The sequence below is a fragment of the Mesorhizobium sp. M2C.T.Ca.TU.002.02.1.1 genome (assembly GCF_003997225.1).
In genome coordinates this window covers 1-1,157 of sequence record NZ_RZTO01001250.1, presented here as the reverse complement: position 1 = coordinate 1,157, position 1,157 = coordinate 1, and the positions used below count along the sequence as shown (strand labels likewise).

Here is a 1,157-nt window from a genome sequence, read left to right as displayed (position 1 = left end):
GGCCGGTAGCGGTCGATTTCGACCGAAACGTCGGGGTCGCGCAGATAGCCTTGGCGCAATTTGTCGGCGATCTCCTTTTCCAGCTGCTGCGCGGTATGGCCGCGCGCCGGCACCGCGCCGACCAGCGGGAAGGAAAGATAGCCGGACTGGTCGACGCTGTAGGTGTTGGTCAATCCGTCCTGCTCGAACACCGTGACACGGACACGGTCGCCGGCGCCGAGCCGGTAGGGCTGGTCGAGCACCTCGTGAAAGGCGGCGGGCGTCGGGCGGTAGCTCGAGCAACCGGTGAGCAGCGACAGGGCAAGCAAAGCGCGAAAGAGGGAAGCAGTGCTTTTCATGACCGGCCAGGAACCTTCATCGCTCTTGCCGCAAGCCGCGGCACAACCCCAGGAAAGTGCGACCGTTATCATCCTGTTAGGGTTAATGGGCGGTAAAGGAGCGTGGTCCGGGACCTCGTCGATCGGCAAAAAACCAATTGTTCTATTGCTTTCGAGCAATCTTCTTTGAGTGTCCTCTAATAAGCATGCGTTCTGATCTTAACGGGTGAGTTACCATAGTTGTTTACGGTCCATCCTCGACTCAAAGTTCGGAGCAGGATGCATGTCCGTTCAGTCCGCGGCCGCTGATGTTGATGTCGACCTGAGACAGCTTTTCGCCAGCCTAGCGCGAAACTGGCTGCGTATTGTTCTCGTGACCCTCGCGGTCACCGGGCTCGCCTTCGCTTTGGCCTGGCTCGCGACGCCTTATTATAAGGCGACGGCCAAGTTGGAGATCGGCTCGCGCGAATCGGAATACACCCGGCCGCCGGGCACCAATGACGACGAGAAGCCGATTCTCGACGAACAGGGCGTCGCCACCCAGGTCCAGATCATTTCCTCACCCGACATCCTCAAGCAGGTGGCGGCCAAGCTTAATCTGGACAAGCTGCCTGAGTTCGACGAAACGCTGAAGATGTCGGCGCTCGGACGCATGCTCGTTCTTGTCGGGTTGAAAAGCGATCCCTTCGATATTCCGCCGGAAGAGCGCGTGCTGAACGCCATGCACGACAAGCTCAACGTCTATGCCGTTGAAAAGACGCGTGCGATCGCCATCGAGTTCGCCTCGAAGGATCCTAAGCTTGCCGCTGACATAGCGAACGGCATCGCCAACGCCTATAT

Annotated in this window: 2 protein-coding genes; one reads left to right on the top strand and one right to left on the bottom strand. The window is 59.0% G+C overall.

Annotated features, from left to right (window positions below; genetic code table 11):
* Positions 1-338 (bottom strand): polysaccharide biosynthesis/export family protein (locus tag EOD07_RS35195; RefSeq protein WP_164772880.1); only part of this gene is annotated, 338 nt, incomplete at its 3' end.
* Positions 339-600: 262 nt separating this feature from the next.
* Here EOD07_RS35195 and EOD07_RS35190 point away from each other — a divergent pair.
* On the top strand, positions 601-1,157 hold a 557-nt coding region (locus EOD07_RS35190), incomplete at its 3' end, for a Wzz/FepE/Etk N-terminal domain-containing protein (RefSeq protein WP_245470616.1).